At 45.3% G+C, this 16,319-nt stretch carries 14 protein-coding genes; all 14 read right to left on the bottom strand.

Annotated features, from left to right (window positions below; genetic code table 11):
* Positions 1 to 80: 80 nt before the first annotated feature.
* The 14 genes from V1502_RS03850 to V1502_RS03785 all read right to left on the bottom strand — a co-directional run bounded on the left by V1502_RS03850 (position 81) and on the right by V1502_RS03785 (position 16,222).
* Positions 81 to 1,511, bottom strand: coding sequence for a dihydrolipoyl dehydrogenase family protein (locus tag V1502_RS03850; protein WP_409253078.1), 1,431 nt, complete (start codon positions 1,509 to 1,511; stop codon positions 81 to 83).
* Positions 1,512 to 2,732 carry a dihydrolipoamide acetyltransferase family protein gene (locus V1502_RS03845; RefSeq protein WP_409253077.1) on the bottom strand — a complete coding sequence of 407 codons (1,221 nt, stop codon included), beginning with the start codon at positions 2,730 to 2,732 and terminating at the stop codon, positions 1,512 to 1,514.
* A gap of 12 nt (positions 2,733 to 2,744) precedes the next feature.
* On the bottom strand, positions 2,745 to 3,740 hold the full coding sequence (locus tag V1502_RS03840) for an alpha-ketoacid dehydrogenase subunit beta (RefSeq protein WP_409254274.1): 996 nt from the start codon (positions 3,738 to 3,740) through the stop codon (positions 2,745 to 2,747).
* The gene (pdhA, locus tag V1502_RS03835; RefSeq protein WP_409253076.1) at positions 3,740 to 4,804 is read right to left on the bottom strand and encodes a pyruvate dehydrogenase (acetyl-transferring) E1 component subunit alpha; all 1,065 of its coding nucleotides are present in this window, start codon (positions 4,802 to 4,804) and stop codon (positions 3,740 to 3,742) included. The genes V1502_RS03840 and pdhA overlap by 1 nt, the downstream gene beginning before the upstream one ends.
* Before the next feature lie 26 nt (positions 4,805 to 4,830).
* Positions 4,831 to 5,937 carry a Leu/Phe/Val dehydrogenase gene (locus tag V1502_RS03830; RefSeq protein ID WP_409253075.1) on the bottom strand — a complete coding sequence of 369 codons (1,107 nt, stop codon included), beginning with the start codon at positions 5,935 to 5,937 and terminating at the stop codon, positions 4,831 to 4,833.
* Between the two features lie 73 nt (positions 5,938 to 6,010).
* On the bottom strand, positions 6,011 to 6,394 hold the full coding sequence (locus V1502_RS03825) for a thioesterase family protein (RefSeq protein WP_409253074.1): 384 nt from the start codon (positions 6,392 to 6,394) through the stop codon (positions 6,011 to 6,013).
* A gap of 412 nt (positions 6,395 to 6,806) precedes the next feature.
* Entirely contained in the window at positions 6,807 to 7,601 is a 795-nt protein-coding gene (locus tag V1502_RS03820) for an ABC transporter ATP-binding protein (protein WP_409253073.1), read from the bottom strand.
* Complete coding sequence (locus V1502_RS03815; RefSeq protein ID WP_409253072.1) at positions 7,585 to 8,607, bottom strand: ABC transporter permease; 1,023 nt, start codon at positions 8,605 to 8,607, stop codon at positions 7,585 to 7,587. Before V1502_RS03815 ends, V1502_RS03820 begins: the two co-directional genes overlap by 17 nt.
* Positions 8,608 to 8,777: 170 nt before the next feature.
* On the bottom strand, positions 8,778 to 9,767 hold the full coding sequence (locus V1502_RS03810; protein ID WP_409253071.1) for an ABC transporter substrate-binding protein: 990 nt from the start codon (positions 9,765 to 9,767) through the stop codon (positions 8,778 to 8,780).
* Positions 9,768 to 10,178: 411 nt separating this feature from the next.
* Positions 10,179 to 11,129: an NAD(P)H-dependent flavin oxidoreductase gene (locus V1502_RS03805; protein WP_409253070.1), complete on the bottom strand. Its 951-nt coding sequence runs from the start codon at positions 11,127 to 11,129 to the stop codon at positions 10,179 to 10,181.
* Positions 11,130 to 11,145: 16 nt separating this feature from the next.
* On the bottom strand, positions 11,146 to 12,021 hold the full coding sequence (gene paaX, locus V1502_RS03800) for a phenylacetic acid degradation operon negative regulatory protein PaaX (RefSeq protein WP_409253069.1): 876 nt from the start codon (positions 12,019 to 12,021) through the stop codon (positions 11,146 to 11,148).
* Between the two features lie 503 nt (positions 12,022 to 12,524).
* Complete coding sequence (locus V1502_RS03795; protein ID WP_409253068.1) at positions 12,525 to 13,733, bottom strand: acetyl-CoA C-acyltransferase; 1,209 nt, start codon at positions 13,731 to 13,733, stop codon at positions 12,525 to 12,527.
* Between the two features lie 12 nt (positions 13,734 to 13,745).
* A complete protein-coding gene (locus tag V1502_RS03790; protein WP_409253067.1) occupies positions 13,746 to 14,597 on the bottom strand; it encodes a 3-hydroxyacyl-CoA dehydrogenase in 852 nt (283 codons plus the stop codon).
* A 107-nt stretch (positions 14,598 to 14,704) separates the two neighbouring features.
* A complete protein-coding gene (locus tag V1502_RS03785) occupies positions 14,705 to 16,222 on the bottom strand; it encodes an aldehyde dehydrogenase family protein (RefSeq protein WP_409253066.1) in 1,518 nt (505 codons plus the stop codon).
* Between the last annotated feature and the right edge of the window lie 97 nt (positions 16,223 to 16,319).

The raw sequence follows: 16,319 nt of genomic DNA, 5'->3' as shown, positions 1-16,319 counted from the left end.
CTAAATATTATAATAGTTTCAGGTTTAGCTTTTCTCAAGAGCGGGAGTTAAAGCGGAAACGCATCACCGCGGTAAAGGAATTATACTTTGGAAAACTCTTTTTGTTTGACTGGAGGGAGATGAACAGCCCTTCCTTTTAAAGCCTCCATTGCTTCCTGCAAGCTTTCACTGGTATGGGGATGAGGGTAAAACGGATAGGAAAAATCTTCGTCCCTTCCCGCCATTTCCATTCCCACTGCCGACCCCGAAATCATTTCAACTGCACTGTTGCCAATCATATGAATGCCCAAAATCAAATCGTTAGTACTATCAGCAACCACTTTAATCAAGCCTTCTTTTTCACCGATTAATTGAGCAAAGCCGTTACTGCCCATGGGATAAGTACTCACAGACACTTCATGATTTTCAGCAGCTTCCTTCTCGGTCAATCCAATTGAAGCAATAGGAGGGATGGTCTGCGCGATAACAGGCAGCAGCACATCATCATGTTCCGCCGGCAAGCCAGCAGCATTTTCGGCAGCAACCTTTCCTTGTTTGATGGCTTTAACAGCAAGAGGCAATCCCGTTGTAACGTCTCCAATCGCATATATGCCTTGTATGGAAGTCAGGCAGGAATGATCAGTTTCTATGAAACCATCACTTGTCAGATTCATTTTTAACCGGTCAACGCCCAAGTCAGCAACATTTCCTTTTAGCTTGGATGCCGCCAGGAAATACGAAGTATCTATCGTCACCGAATCACTGTCATGCTTAGAAAAAGTAACCGAAACTCCATCTTGTGTTTCCTTAACTTCTTCCGGAGAAAAACCTGTCATCAATTTCACCTTCATTTTCTTCAGGACCCTGGTCAGCTCTTTATTGATAGAATCGTCAAATGGAAGCTCCCCATCTAATACAAGGGTGACTTTTGTCCCTAACGCAGCAAAGCTGGATGCCGCTTCAAGTTCAATATAGCCGCTTCCATAGACTACTAATTCTTCAGGAAGCTCGCTCTGCTCATAGATTGAGATCTCATTTAAGACTCTGCTGCTGTAACCGGAAATAAAGGAAGGAAGCTCTCTTTTGGCACCGGTGGCTATTATGGCGGATTGAAATGAATACACCGTAAATTGATGTCCGTTTTCCACTCCGATTTTATTTTCCGATAAAAATGAAGCCGATCCTTTCACCACTTCCACCTTATTGGCCTTGCAAAGCGAGTCCACTCCCTTTTTCAATTGGCCTATTAAACTTCTTTTATAATCCTGAAGTTTGGATAGATTTACTGACACTGAACCTGAATCAAGTCCCATGTTCTGATAGTGAGCCATTTCTTTATGTTTTCTGGCAACCTGCGTAAAGACCTTAGAAGGGATGCAGCCATTATTCAGGCAGACACCGCCAAGGTCTTCTTTTTCGATCAGCAGCACTGACAACCCCAGCTGAGCTGCTCTGATGGCAGCGTGATAACCGCCTGGACCACCGCCGATAATGACCAGCTCTCGTTCTTCTGCCAATTCACCGACTACCATTTACATCAACTCCACTAACATGAGATTTGGATTTTCAATCAGCTCGGCAAACCGGTTCGTGAATGCGACTGCTGTTGCTCCATCTGCTGCACGGTGATCGAATGACATCGAAATATTCATCATGGAACGTATGACGATTTCATCATTCTCATCAACCATAGGTCTTTTCTTCGTCTTATGGAAGGATACCAAAGCCACCTCCGGATAATTGATGATCGGAGTTGCCCCGATTGATCCTCCCATCGGCCCTACATTGGAAATCGTGAAAGTTCCGCCTGTTACATCCTTGGCGGCAAGCTTGTTTTCCTTCGCCTTTAAGGTGTAGTCCTTCATTTCAGAATGGATGGCTTTCAACGATTTATTCTCAACATTTTTGACAACCGGCACAATCAGGCCGTCTTCCGTGTCGGTCGCAATTCCGATATGATGCTCCCGGATAAATGTAATCTGTTCTTTTTCTTCATCCACTCTTGCATTAAAAATCGGAAACTCTTTGAGTGCAACGGAAAGAGCCTTCACAAAAAAGGCAGACGCAGAAATATTGGTATCCTTACGCTTCAACCCGTTTCTCAATTCCATCAAGTTGGTGACATCAATTTCCTCAAAATGAGTGCAGTGAGGAATTGTCATGAGCGATGACTTCATTTTCATGCCGATTTGTTTCCGCCTGCCCCTGAAAGGAATGCTTTCCTGATGAGCAGAGATTTTTGGCGCAGCTTCCGGTCTGGAAACCTCCTGCATTGTTTCCGGCGTGTTCGGCTGAGATAGTTTTCCGCTGGCTATGAATCTTGTAACATCTTCATCTGTTATCCTGCCTGCAGCCCCTGTCCCCTCCACATTTGTAATATCAATGCCGTTCTCTCTAGCAATCTTTCGAGTATACGGAGAAGCAAGGATCCTCTTTCTATTACGGGGATCAGCCGGGGCAGGTGATACTGCCGCCGTCATTGGCTTTTCCTGTTTTACTTGTTGTTCTCCCTTTCTGCTTCCGGCTGTTTCCATGACTAATACAACTGTTCCGACTTCAATGGTGGTTCCTTCCGAGACAAGAATTTCTTTGATGGTCCCAGCAGAAGGAGAAGGGATTTCCGCCGTCATTTTATCCGTCTGAACTTCGACCAATGGCTGATCGGCCTTTACAGAGTCACCTGCTTTAACGAAAAAATGGCTGACATGAGCCTCCGTCATTCCCTCACCGATATCATGCAGTTTAACTTCCACCCTCTTCACCCCCTAAAATTTCGCTGCCTTTTCAACTGCCTTCAGCACTCTTTCAGCAGTCGGCAGATAATAATCCTCAAAACCGAAGTATGGAACAGGTGTATCAAAACCTGTCACCCTCTCGACAGGAGCTTTCTGATACAAGAAAGAAGTGTCATTGATAATGGCTAAGACATCATTCCCGACCCCTCCGGTTGCATGAGCTTCATGTACAATGACAGTTCTTCCTGTTTTTTGCACTGATTCGGCGATGATATCTTTATCGATTGGATAGAGCGTTCTCAGGTCGATCACTTCGCAGCTGATCCCTCTGTTCTCCGCTTCTTTTGCTGCTTGAGATGCTACAGCTACCATTGCCCCCCATGCAATAATCGTGACATCCTCCCCTTCCTTGACTACATTTCCTTTGCCAAGCTCAATGGAATATTTCTCTTCCGGGACATCTTGCTTTGCTGCGCGGTAAATCCGCATCGGCTCAAGGAAAAGAACAGGATCCGGGTCTTCTATGGAAGCGATCAATAAACCTTTTGCATCGTAAGGATTGGAAGGACAGACAACCTTCAATCCAGGCATATGTGTAAAGATAGCTTCCGTACTGTCAGAATGGATCTCCGGGGCACGGACTCCCGCTCCATATGGGGCACGGACAACGAGCGGGCAAGTGAAATGTCCGAGTGTTCTTGCCCGTAGGCGTGACGCATGTGTCATCAGCTGCTCATAGGCAGGATAAATAAAGCCCAGGAACTGAATTTCGGCTACAGGGATGAAGCCATTTGCCGCCATACCGATGGCAGCCCCAATAAAACCGGCTTCACTTAAAGGGGTATCCATGACCCTTTCCTCTCCGAACTCTTCCTGCAATCCATCCGTCGCGCGGAAAACGCCGCCATTTTTACCGATGTCTTCTCCCAGGAGCAATACATTTTCTTTTTCCTTGAGCATGATCCGCATGGCATCCGTAATCGCCCCGACCATTGTCAGTTTATTGGTTTTCACCGCCGTCTTCATCATCCTTCACCCCTTAACTGCTGAAGCAGCAGATCTTTCTGTTCAGAGATTGTCCATGTCGGTTTTTCAAACACATAATCGAATATCACTTTCGGGTCGGCTTCAGGATAACTCTCTAACTCCTCTACGGCCTGATCCATTTCGGTCATATATTCTTTTCCAACAGAATCAGCCCATTCCTCATCCCACCAGCCTTGTCTCTCCATGTAACGCTGAAGACGGGCAATTGGATCTCCAAGCTTCCTGCGTTCATCACTCTCTGACTGATCTCTGTATTTCGTCGGGTCGTCGGCCGTCGTATGGGCTCCGTATCTCCATGTCACTGCCTCTATCAAGGTCGGCCCTTCACCATTTCTGGCCCTCTCCAATGCCTTTAACGTTTCAAAATACACTGCAAAAATGTCATTTCCGTCAACCCTGACTCCAGGGATATCATACGCAAGGGCCTTTTGGGCAATGGTTTTTGTTTTCATCTGCTTCTTGATGGGTACAGAAATAGCAAATCCATTATTTTGATTAAAAAAGACAACAGGAGCATTGAGGACGCTTGCCACATTCAAACCTTCATGAAAGTCACCTTCCGAAGTCGCACCATCACCAAAGTACACGATGGCGGCATTCTTGGTGCCTTTTCTCATTTCCGCATAGGCCGCTCCTGCAGCATGCGGAAGCTGCGTCGCAATCGGGATGCCCGGCGGAAAGATCTTTTTGCCTTCAGGCGGAACACACCCTTCATTTCGGCCTTTCCAAAATAACAAAATGTTTCTCAGCGAGTGCCCAAACGTCATCGCTGCTCCATGATCCCTGTATGAGGGAAACATCCAGTCATCTGCCTCGAGTGCCGCAGAACTGCCGACCTGTGAAGCCTCCTGACCCTCAAACGGGGCATAGGTTCCGATTCGCCCTTGTCTTTGCAAACTGATTGCTTTCCTGTCGAATGTCCTGATCCTAACCATGTGACGGTAGAATTCCTTAGCCAATTGTTCAGTGATACGGGGATCTTTTTCGCCCAACAGAGTGCCGTCGTTATCTATTATCCTCTTAATCGGAAATTTTTCTTCCATCTCTTCACCCCTATCTCTAGAATGAATCATGTCCGTACCGACCATTTAGGCCGTTTCATATGAGAGAAAAAGCTGTTGCGGCGTGAACGCGTCTGAATAAGATTTTCGCAATAGCGGTTTGCAGCCTCTTCAGAAGTAATGCCTTCTCTTTCGGCCTGTGCATAGATTCTCTGTAAGGAGTTATAAATTGTACGTGTCTTTTGCAGGACCCGTTCCTTATTTGGTTCATACAACTCATCTGCCACCTGGATCAGTCCGCCTGCATTGACGATATAGTCAGGTGCATAGAGAATGCCCCTTTCATGCAGCCTTTTGGCGTGCTTTGTCCCCAATAGCTGATTGTTGGCTGATCCGACGACCGCCTTCACCTTCAGCTTTTCAACGGTATCGTCATTGATGATTCCACCGATTGCGCATGGCACGAACACATCAGCATCGACTGAATAAATTTCATCGCCGGACACCACTTTGATTCCTACGCCTTTTTCCTTCGCCCTTGATACCAGGTCATCGATAGCGTGCTGATTGATATCTGTTATATACAGCTCTGCCCCCTCATCCATCAGGCGTTCTGCTACTTTTATGCCGACCTTGCCAAGTCCCTGGATGGCATAACTCCTGGCTCCCAGATCTTCTGTTCCCCAAACTGTCTTGTTCGTGATTTGAAGCCCATAGATGACACCCATTGCCGTCGGAACGGAAGAATCACCGCTTCCGCCGTATTCCTCGTCTACTCCCACAATGCAGTTTGTCTCTTTCAAGGCATAGATAAAGTCGTCCGGCGTTGTCCCCATATCGGTACCTGTATAGAATCTACCATTCAATGACTCTACGAACTGACCGAAAGCACGGAACAATTCAGGGTTTTTATCTTTTTGCGGATCGCCGATGATGACCGCTTTTCCCCCGCCAAAATCAACATCCGCAGCCGCACATTTATAAGTCATGCCCTTTGATAGCCTCAAAACATCTTCCAAAGCTTCATCCACTGATTTATACGGCCTCATCCTGCAACCGCCCAAGGCCGGTCCAAGTGTCGTATTATGTATGGCAATGATCGCCTTTAAACCGGTCTCCTCATCATTACAGAAAACCACTTGTTCATGCTCACGAATTTTTTCAAACATATCCATGAAATCATCTCCTCATACCCTTTTGTTTGTAACCGCTTACAAATGCCGGCAAAAACCTCCGGAATTCATCTCCCTATTCCCCCATCATCCTTATCTTCTCTTTTGGGAGGATGACCTGTTTCACTTCCCCTAACCCGATCAAGCCATTCTCATTTCTTGCTTCTACTTTCGTTATCACAACGTTTGAACGGAGCTCCGTCAACGTTGCTGTGATAGTGACGTTTGTTCCTTCACTGCTGGGGGCGATGTGCTTCATGGAAACTGCGCCTCCCATTCCCTCCTCACCTTCTTCAAGAAAGGGAAGAATAATCTTTCTGGAAGCCCATTCCATATGGTAGACCATTGATACAGTTGAATAGACCGGGTGTACAACTTCCCCGTCGAATTGGGCAAACATATCAGGAGTCACCGTGGCAGTCACGGATGCCGTCTGCCCCACCGTCATGCCAGACTTCATAACGCCCCTCCTTTTCAACCCATTTCTCACAAAAACATATAACGTTAATTCAACGATATAATAACATTTTGTATAATAAATAGTCAATCAATTGTGAAATTTTAAAACATTAATTATTTTCTCCTGTTATACATATACTAGTAGATTCGGTAATATCCTCCCGATGTTTGATTCATTTTCTATATCTTAAAGTAATTAATTCAGGGCTCAAGGGGCACGTTTAGCTCTTAATCGTTTCCCTTCACCAACTAAATCAACGCGCAAGGGGCACGTTTAGCTAACCCCCCCTACCTTATACAAAGCAGCCCTTACATGATCGGGTGATTTAGAGTATCTCCAGAAAGCTAAGTCGCCGGATAGTCCTAAATATGTAACCAAACAAAAAAAGGATGGGGCCTCCATCCTTTTGCGGTCACGCAAGTATTGCTTTATCACTTGCCATTTGTGTTCCTCTGATTCTTTGAAACTCTTTCAGTAATCCTTCCACCGTTAGATCCTTTTTCTGTTCTTCGTTGACTTCCAAGATGATTTCGCCTTTATCCATCATGATCAGTCTGTTTCCGAGGTCGATGGCCTGCTGCATGTTATGAGTGACCATCAATGTTGTCAAATTGTATTTGGCGACAATTTCCTTGGTCAGACCGGTAATCAGCTCTGCACGGGAGGGGTCCAGTGCTGCGGTATGCTCATCCAAGAGCAGGATGGACGGCTCTGTAAATGTTGCCATTAGAAGCGACAGCGCCTGACGTTCCCCGCCTGAGAGGAGTCCGACTTTTGCATTCAGGCGGTTTTCCAGATTAAGATGAAGGGATTCCAGTACTTCTTTAAAGTACTCTCTTCGTTTCCTGGTGACACCGCTTTTAAGGGTCCTGCGTTTATTGCGTGCATAGGCCATGGCGAGATTTTCTTCGATTGTCATTGTCGGGGCAGTACCGGCCATCGGGTCCTGAAACACTCTTCCAATCAGTTTGGAACGCTTGTACTCCGACACTCTTGTCACGTCATTCCCATCGATGATCACTTCACCTGTATCCGGCGTAAGTACTCCGGAAATCATGTTCATCAGCGTGGACTTTCCGGCTCCGTTACTTCCGATAACTGTTACAAAATCACCAGGGTTCATTTTTAGGTTCACGTCGCCCAGGGCCACTTTTTCATCTGGTGTGCCTTCATTGAAGATTTTATGGATCCTATTTAATTGTAACACTGCTATCATCCTTCCCCTTTGGACTTAAAGCAAGCTCCTGAAGCCGCTGGGCCTGTTTGGCAGCCTTACGTTTCTTCTCTTTGTAGCGATCCATTACTTTTGGCAGTATAAGTGCCAGGATGACGATGGTCGCCGTAATTAACTTCATATCACCTGTTTCCAAGAATTCCACTCTCAGCGCCATACTGACCACAATCCGGTAGATGATCGCACCGCCAATGACAGCAAGGGTCGTTCTGACAATCGTCTTAGTGCCAAATAAAGCTTCTCCGATAATAACTGATGCCAAACCGATAATGATCATCCCAATGCCCATTCCGACATCGGCAAACCCGCTGTACTGGGCGATCAGTGCCCCGGAAAGTGCTACCATCGCATTCGATATTCCCAGTCCTAAAATGATAAGGATATTGGTATTGGCGGAAAGGCTTCTGATCATCCTCTGGTTATCACCAGTAGCTCGTAGCGCTAATCCAATTTCCGTCTTAAGGAACCTGTCTGTCAGGAATTTAATCAGGAAAGTCACCAGTATCATGAAGAACAGAATTCCCCATGTACTTGGAACATATTCGCCTAAACCAACGGCAGTGAACATGCTTTCCATTGCTGAATCAATCCCGAGCTTGGCCCAAAAGCTTTCAACGTGGGTAAAAGATGTTTCCTGATTTAGTAGCGGTACATTGGATTTCCCCATAATCCTCAAGTTTATTGAGTAAAGTGCAATCATCATTAAAATCCCGGATAACAGGGCATTGATTTTTCCGAAAGTATGAATAATTCCAGTTATACAGCCGGCAGCAAAACCAGCCAAAATTGATACCATTGTTGCCACAAAAGGATTCACACCACTTACAACAAGGGTGGCAGCAACTGCCGCCCCTGTTACAAAACTTCCATCCACAGTCAAGTCTGGAAAGTCCAGTATCCGGAAAGATAGATATACTCCAAGCGCCATAATGGCGTAAATGATTCCTGATTCAACGGAACCAAAAATTGCGGTAAACATGTTGTATCACCCTTCCTTATTCTAAGACCCTTCTCTATTTACCATGAAATACCCTTGTAAGTATGCAAGAAAAGGGCTGCTCTCCCTTTTTAAAAGAGAGAGGCTTTGTATTAAGGGGAATACCCAAGCATTTGGAATCCCCCTAAGAACAACCATGTTTCTTGAGCAGCCTATTCTAAAAACTCTACCAAGTCAGCCCATTCATCTTTAATTTCTACTCCTTGTTCCTCTGCAGCCGCCTTGTTAAATGTCAGGACAGCATTTTCAGGAGTTTCCACGTTGATTTCAGATGGTTTTTTCTCACCGTTCAAAATTTTCACTGCCATAAGGCCTGTTTGATACCCAAGGTCTTCATAGCTGAATCCGCTCGCTGCCACACCACCACGTTTAAGGGAATCCAATTCACCTACAAATAATGGAATGTCTTTGTCGTTCGCAACAGAAATGACCGACTCCAAGGCAGAAACCACTGTGTTGTCCTTAGGGATATAAATAGCGTCTACCCGTCCAACGAGAGATTCGGCAGCCTGTTTAACTTCAGCAGAAGTGGAAATGGATACCTCTACAACTTTAGCGCCTTTCTCCTTAGCGATTTCGTTTACTTGTTTAACCTGAACCTCAGAGTTCTGCTCACCTGAATTATAAATGACACCGATAGTTTTGGCTCCAACTTCATCGATCATGAAACCGACCGTTTGCGGAATCGCATTTGGATTTGTATCCGTTGTTCCTGTGATGTTGTCGCCAGGCTTGTCAAAAGCTTCAACCAACCCTGCTCCCACGGGATCCGTTACTGAAGTGAAGACAATAGGTATTTCCTTCGTTTCATTCAGAACATGCAGCGCACTTGGAGTGGAGTTTGCAAAAATCAAGTCCACTTTGTCGCCTACAAGTTTTTTCGCGATACTTTGTGAGTTACTTTGGTCATTCTGGGCATTCTGGACATCAAACTTTACATTTTTACCTTCTTCGTATCCGTTTTCAGCCAGAGCTTTTTTGAACCCTTCAAATGCTGCATCCAATGATGGATGTTCTACAATTTGAGTAACCCCGATTGTATACTGCTCGTCTCCAGATGCTGCATCGTTATTGCTTCCACATCCCGAAAGCATTAATGACCCTGCCAAAATAGAACTTAATAATAGCAAACTCTTTTTCAACTGAAATCCCCCTTTGTTCTATCAAAAAATATTTATATACAAGGGCATGTACCCCTCTATATCAAAAATTCGACCTCAAATAGAATCCGGCCCTACCAATTGCGGCATCAAATACTTTAACGCTTTAGTGTGATGAAATGCTTTTTCTTCGTAATTACACCGTTATAGTATCACCGAACTTGAGAGAAAGTCAATAATATTCGGAAAATTAAAAACGTTGTCGTTTTTCTGTTATTACCTTGTTGCCTATAAATCCTACTGAAATATTATTATCCTTAGTAAAATAATGAAGTCATTACTGGGGGAAATCTATTGATTTGATTTAATAGAGCACAGTTTATTTTTGATTGGTTCACTTAATAGGTTGTAAAACTGCCACAATAAAAAAAGACGCGCCCGACAGCCCGTCTTCTAGTTCAATCGTTTTGCGCCTTCAGCCAAGCAGTCCTTGGCTTCAGCGATCATCCTTCCAAATAACTCTTTGACAGTCGGTATATCCGCAATCAGACTGCTTACCTGTCCGCCATTGATGAAACCTTCGTCCAGTTTGCCCTCCAAAGCACCTTTTTTATGAAAGTCTTCGGAGGTAATCTTTGCAAAATCTTCCGGATTCATTCCTTCTCTCTCATGATTCAAAAGTTTTTCTGCATACGGTGTGTTCATGATACGGCGCACGCGGCCAACCGTTCTGCCGACAATCACCGTCCCTTTATCATCCGCTTCTAATAATGTATTCTTGTAGTTTTCATGAAAGGGAGCATCTTTTGTTGCGATCAGCCTTGTGCCCATTTGCACTCCCGAGGCACCGAGAGCCAGCATGGCAGCAAGTCCCTTGCCGCTCCCAATGCCTCCCGCTGCAATCACCGGCAACTTTACCGCTTCTAAAATCTGCGGTATTAGAGTGAGCGTGGTCGTTTCAAGGCTGGAGTTAATCCCGGCAGCTTCATACCCTTCTGCCACAATGAGATCTGCTCCCGCATTTTCCGCTTTGGCAGCCTGTTTCGCAGAAGCGACCACGCAGATGACTTTGACCCCTTTATTTTTAAAAACAGGAATGAGAGGTGCCGGATTTCCTGCCGAAAGTGAAACGGCATCCAGCTCATACTTCAAAACCAGTTCCACCATTTCCTTCAGATGCTCCGTCACCGTAATCGGTATATTGAGTGCAATTGGTTTTTCTGTCAGCTTTTTGGTTCTATTGATGATCTCTTCCACTTCCTCCGGCGTCATCGTTCCGGCCCCGATCGTCCCAAGCCCTCCTGCTTCAGAGACGGCTGATGTCAGCTGTGCATTGCTGATATTCCCCATTCCCCCTTGCAGAATGGGATATTGAATTCCAAGGATATCCGTTACACCCTTCATTGCACACACTCCCCTTTTAATCCAGAATCAATGGGTGGTCAAACAGGTTGTACGATTGATCTTTATTCGTGAGTTCATTTCCTTCTTGATAAACCTCTTCAAAAAATTGCGAAGCTGGCCTTGCCAGCACTTTGTAATAGTCACTGAAAAGAGATGCGGCATGACCTCCCAGCCACTTTTCAGGAAGCAGTTCTTCCGGTAGTCCCGGATCAACGAACAGAAACTTCCGGTATTCATGAACGAGTTTGGTCCTCTCCACAAAGCACTCCGCTTCGGACATTTCACCCTTTTCAATCTTGTTCTTATCAATGATGAATTTTTGGCTGTAGTCTGAAATAAACTCTGCATAGCGGTCATTGATGTCCTGAAGGTCCCAGCTTTTACCGATGATTCGCTGATCTTCATTCGGGCCGTCATACTTGGCGATGAAGAAATCGACATACTGTTTGATATCATACTTATCTATAAGATCATAAACCTGCTTTTCCAGTTTATTCGGAGAAATCCAGCAGCTATTGGAAAGAGTGCCAAATCCGCTCCACACCAGCTCTTTGCGGAGTTCATCCCTTATGTTCCGGATCTCCTCAGGAATCGTGTACATAAGGATTCTCCATTGTCCGTCCCAGGAATCAGTCTGCAGCTTAAAAATACGCTGCGCGGCTTCCTCCATACGTTTCAGCCCGCGTTCCGTAAGTGAATAATAACTCTTGTTTCCCTGCTTTTCTGCCTGGACCCAGCCCTGCTTGTTCATTCTTGAAATGGCTGCCCTGACAGCCTGTTCGTTATGCCCGAATTCCCTTAACAGCTTGATCAGGCTGCCGATCCATATATTATTTCCGTAGTGCCGGATGTAGTCTCCATATAAAGTAAAAATCATTGATCTTGTATTCAATCTGTTCGCCTCTTTCTTACTCCTAACAAAACACTTTGTTAAAATAATATAGTTGTGACGTCAATTTTACGTTAACCTTTATTCTATCATAGAAGAGCTGGTTCATTAAATGAAATATATGACTTTTATTACTTTTATGAAAACTCAACTTTGTTATCAGACCATCCGACATTATATTGAAAAAATTCCATAAAGACATGCGTCTCTATGGAATGGAGATTTGCTTAAAGTGATTACCCTCTGACAAGGTTTGCTTTGCTTCAAACCTTAGCAAATAACCGAGTTTCAGAAGCAAACTTTGTGTCTTTTTGATACATCTATTTAGTTACTTCCAATATTCTCATACTAAACAACCCATTATTTGTATAGGAATTGGTGTTTAAATAATTCGCATACAGTTCCAGAAAGGTTTTGGATGTCCGTTTGAATTTCTTTCTAACTCTCATACCAATCATCCGATTATTTGTAGGTCAGTTGGTGGTTTTCGCTAATTCACACACAAATTATATTTCATTAACCCGCTCAACGATCGTAGCAATCCCCTGGCCGACACCAATGCACATGGTTGCCAATCCGTGTTTGACTTCCCTCCGTTTCATTTCATAGAGAAGGGTTGTCAATATCCTCGCTCCGCTTGCTCCCAATGGATGACCAAAGGCAATCGCTCCTCCATTGACATTGACGCGTGCTGAGTCAAGCCCAAGCTCTCTTATACATGCAAGTGATTGAGAGGCAAACGCTTCATTCAACTCTATTAAACCTAAATTCTCTTTATCAAGGCGCGCTCTGTCCAAGGCCTTCCTCGTTGCATAGATAGGCCCCAGTCCCATGACAGAAGGGTCCAGGCCAGCCGTTGCTGAAACGACATACTTGGCAAGAGGCTTCAACCCAAGTTCCCTGGCTTTTTCCGCTGTCATCAAGAGCAGTGCTGAAGCCCCATCGTTCACACCGGATGCATTGCCTGCTGTTACAGTACCATTTTCAAAGAGAGGTCTAAGTTTAGAAAGCTTTTCCATGCTGGAGTCAGGGCGAGGATGTTCGTCACGGTCCACTGTGATTTCCTTTCCTTTTCGATCCTTGTAAACGACCGGAACGATTTCTTCATGAAAGATTCCTGAGTCCATTGCTTCCTTCGCCTTCAGCTGGCTGTGAAGGGCAAACTCATCCTGGTCTTCCCTAGAGATGCTGAATTGCTTCGCCACATTTTCAGCTGTCTCCGGCATACTGTCCGTTCCGTATCTTTGAGCCATCCGGGGATTGATGAACCTCCAGCCAATGGTGGTATCGTACATCTCCATATTGCCCCTCGGAAACTCAGATTCAGGTTTTGCCATGACAAAAGGTGCCCTCGTCATACTCTCAGTTCCACCTGCAATAAAAATGTCGCCTTCATTGGCCAGAATCGCTCTTGCTGCATAATTGACCGCATCAAGACCCGATCCGCATAACCGGTTAATGGTAGTGGCCCCTGTTTCAACCGGCAATCCTGCTAACAGTGCTGACATCCTGGCTACGTTACGGTTGTCTTCACCCGCGCCGTTGGCATTTCCCAACACGACTTCTTCAACCTGCACCGGCGGAAGCCCCGGGTTCCTGTCCAGCAGGGCTTTAATGACAACGGCCCCAAGGTCATCCGGACGAACACTCTTCAATGCACCTTTATATCTTCCGATTGGTGTACGGACTGCATCGACGATTACCACTTCTCTCATTGGAATTCCTCCTTACTTTGTATAATCATAGACTCCGCGTCCTGATTTCCTGCCCAGCCTTCCTGCTTTAACATATTTTTCGAGCAATGGAGCCGGACGGTACTTCTCCCCAAGTTTCTCATGCAGATATTTCAGGTTATTAAGCCTCGCATCAAGACCTACTAAATCGCCCAGCTCAAAGGGTCCCATTGGGTAATTCAGGCCCAACTTGATTGCTTTATCAATTTCTTCTGGCGTTCCAAGCCCTTCCTGCAGCATATAAAATGCTTCATTTCCGACAAGGGCGGATATCCTGCTGGTAACGAATCCGGGAAACTCATTGATAACCACTGTTTCCTTGCCCATCTGCTTCGCGGCGTCTTCTACGAATTGAGCTGTCTCGTTACTTGTTTCCAGACCGCGGACAATTTCGACAAGCGGCATCTTATGTACAGGGTTAAAGAAGTGCATGGCGATTACTTTCTCGGGCCGCCCAGTAAATGAGGCAATTTCTGTTGGACTCATAGTGGATGTATTCGTCGCGAAATAACAAGATTCCTGAGCATGCTCATCTATCTTTTCAAACACTGATTTCTTGATTTCTGTCTTTTCAGGAACAGCTTCAATGACAAGGTCAGCCGTTTTTACTGCAGCAGCCATGTCCGTTGAAAATCCCAGCCTCCCTTGTGCAGCAGTGCTCTCCTCATTTGAGATTTTCCCGCGGTCCACCCCTTTTTGAAAAATGGAAGCCAGTTCTCCATGGGCACTATCGAGCTGCCTTTGTTCAATATCAACGAGCGTTGTCTGAAAGCCGCCGACAGCACTTACGTACGCTATGCCTCTCCCCATTACACCGGATCCGATCACTACCAAATTCTTCATCATTCTGCCTCCTTTTCAGTCGAGTTTCTTCATTAATATAGCATCAAGGGACTGGTGTCTATCCGGAGGAAACCCGGACGGACCTTCAGTCCCGAGCATGCTGATTTATTTTACAAACCGAATGGGTTTAATGGACGGCTGCCGAAGTATGAGATGATACTCTTTGTTTCTGTATAGAGATCAAGGGTTTCAATACAAAGCTCTCTGCCAAAACCGGATTGCTTGTATCCGCCAAATGGTGTTCCAGGGAATGCAGAGAACGGGCAGTTGACCATGACGATCCCCGCCTGGATGGCTTTTGAGACCCTTGTCGCTTTGGCATGGTCTTTTGTCCAAAGAGCAGAGCCCAGACCGTACAGTGTATCATTCGCTAATTTAATCGCTTCTTTTTCATCACTGAATTTCATCACAACAACAACCGGTCCGAAAATTTCTTCTCTTACCACTTTCATTTCATGATTTACATCCGTAATGATTGTCGGCTCATACCAGTGACCGTTTTCGAAACCTTCCACTGTTGCCGGCTTACCACCCGCGAGGATTGTAGCACCTTCTTCTTTGGCCGACTGTACATAACCGTCGATTGTTTTCACCTGGTTTTCATCGATGATGGCACCGATATGAGTTCCTTTATCAAAAGGATCACCAAGGGAAAGCTGTTTTGTTTTGGCAACGAATTTTTCCATGAACTCATCATAAATATCTTCGTGTACATATAGTCTGGAGCGTGCCTCACATGATTGACCTGTATTATAGAAAATACCAAACAGGGAGCCATCCACTGCTGCGTCAACGTCTGCATCGTCGAATACGATGTTAGGCGATTTACCGCCAAGCTCCAAAGTTACACGCTTCAACGTTTGGGAAGCTCTTTCCATGATATTTTTACCGATAGGAGTAGAGCCTGTGAAAGCCACTTTATCGACTTGATCATGTTCTACAAGATAGTTTCCGATTGTCGAACCGGAACCAGGGATGACATTGACAACCCCTTGAGGAACTCCTGCTTCAATACAGATTTCACCCAATACGATTGCTGTCAACGGTGTAAGGGATGCCGGTTTCACAACCACGGAACATCCAACCGCGATTGCCGGTGCAATTTTCCATGCAGCCATCATTAATGGATAATTCCAAGGGATGATTTGTGCACAAACACCAACTGGTTCTTTCTCTGCTACGTTCTGGAATTGTCCAGGTACATTGTTTACTGTTCCGCGGTGGCCGACAATGGCACCTGCATAGAATTCAAAGTCTTCGATCGCCTGCATGACTTGACCTTGTGCAGCCGATAACGATTTACCGCTGTCCATGATCTCAAGGGAAACCAGCTCATTGAAACGGGATCTCATGATACCGGCAATCTTCATCATCACTCTTTGACGTTTATTTACCGGGAACTTCTTCCACTTTCCTTTATCAAATGCATCTCTTGCTGCCTGGACAGCACGTTCTGCATCTTCCGTTGTGGCTTTTGCGACAGTGGCAATGGCTTCGCCTGTTGCCGGGTTGTATGTAGTAAAGGTTTCTCCTGATGAGCTTTCTGTTCTTTCCCCATTGATGATCATTCCATAGTGTTCGCGTTTTGTTTCAAGGACTTCGAAATTTTGTTCTTTTACAGTTGACATATTCTCATCTCCTTAAATTTTATTTACCCTTTTCAATCATATGGTTATTTCATGTAACAAGAATTGATTTCCGTTCCAGGCGTGCCACTCCAATCAA

It is taken from the genome of Rossellomorea sedimentorum, from assembly GCF_046237645.1.
Taxonomy (GTDB): domain Bacteria; phylum Bacillota; class Bacilli; order Bacillales; family Bacillaceae_B; genus Rossellomorea; species Rossellomorea sedimentorum.
Note: the sequence above shows the minus strand (reverse complement) of the source record. Positions and strands in the feature narration are given on the sequence as shown.

Bases quoted from the DNA above. Each gene is read 5' to 3' on its own strand.
- V1502_RS03785 (WP_409253066.1), bottom strand. From the start codon at position 16,222: ATGTCAACTGTAAAAGAACAAAATTTCGAAGTCCTTGAAACAAAACGC.
- V1502_RS03830 (WP_409253075.1), bottom strand. From the start codon at position 5,937: ATGGATATGTTTGAAAAAATTCGTGAGCATGAACAAGTGGTTTTCTGT.
- pdhA (WP_409253076.1), bottom strand. From the start codon at position 4,804: ATGGAAGAAAAATTTCCGATTAAGAGGATAATAGATAACGACGGCACT.
- V1502_RS03790 (WP_409253067.1), bottom strand. From the start codon at position 14,597: ATGATGAAGAATTTGGTAGTGATCGGATCCGGTGTAATGGGGAGAGGC.
- V1502_RS03795 (WP_409253068.1), bottom strand. From the start codon at position 13,733: ATGAGAGAAGTGGTAATCGTCGATGCAGTCCGTACACCAATCGGAAGA.
- V1502_RS03840 (WP_409254274.1), bottom strand. From the start codon at position 3,740: ATGAAGACGGCGGTGAAAACCAATAAACTGACAATGGTCGGGGCGATT.
- V1502_RS03850 (WP_409253078.1), bottom strand. From the start codon at position 1,511: ATGGTAGTCGGTGAATTGGCAGAAGAACGAGAGCTGGTCATTATCGGC.
- V1502_RS03825 (WP_409253074.1), bottom strand. From the start codon at position 6,394: ATGAAGTCTGGCATGACGGTGGGGCAGACGGCATCCGTGACTGCCACG.
- V1502_RS03805 (WP_409253070.1), bottom strand. From the start codon at position 11,129: ATGAAGGGTGTAACGGATATCCTTGGAATTCAATATCCCATTCTGCAA.
- V1502_RS03815 (WP_409253072.1), bottom strand. From the start codon at position 8,607: ATGTTTACCGCAATTTTTGGTTCCGTTGAATCAGGAATCATTTACGCC.